General features: G+C 49.3%; 2 tRNA genes and 1 rRNA gene. All 3 read right to left on the minus strand.

The features are described 5' to 3' along the window. Positions 1–91: 91 nt before the first annotated feature. Positions 92–164, minus strand: a tRNA-Asp gene (locus tag DCC82_RS17320). Positions 165–169: 5 nt separating this feature from the next. Next, positions 170–246 (minus strand) — tRNA-Met (locus DCC82_RS17325). Between the two features lie 190 nt (positions 247–436). Next, a 5S ribosomal RNA gene (gene rrf / locus DCC82_RS17330) occupies positions 437–529 on the minus strand; the annotation flags it as partial.

Genomic DNA, 529 nt, shown 5'->3' on the forward strand with positions numbered 1-529 from the left:
GAAGCAGTCAAACTTCTTTGGAAGCCCCCACTTCAAATTTTCGCTAGAAAATTAAGTGGGGGTAGTTCACTAAAATGCATTCAACCTTAAGCGGTCCCGACGGGACTCGAACCCGCGATCTCCTGCGTGACAGGCAGGCATGTTAACCACTACACTACGGGACCAATATTGGTTGCGGGGGCAGGATTTGAACCTGCGACCTTCGGGTTATGAGCCCGACGAGCTACCGGACTGCTCCACCCCGCGGTGATAGAAAGGAATGATTGAATTAGGAACAAATGATTTGGAAAACTTTAATTCAATTCGTTGCCTCTTCCTCTACTAGCTAATTCAAAGATGTCAAATGCGTCGAGGCAACTCGTAGCTTATTCGATGGAGCTTAAGCTCGTTGCTCCACCCCGCGACGATAGAAAGAAATAAATTAATCATATAAATAGCCTAGCGACGACCTACTCTCGCAGGGGCGCTGGCCCCAACTACCATCGGCGCTGGAGAGCTTAACTTCCGTGTTCGGGATGGGAACGGGTGT

This window comes from Geobacillus sp. LYN3 (assembly GCF_003064505.1).
GTDB lineage: Bacteria > Bacillota > Bacilli > Bacillales > Anoxybacillaceae > Parageobacillus_B > Parageobacillus_B toebii.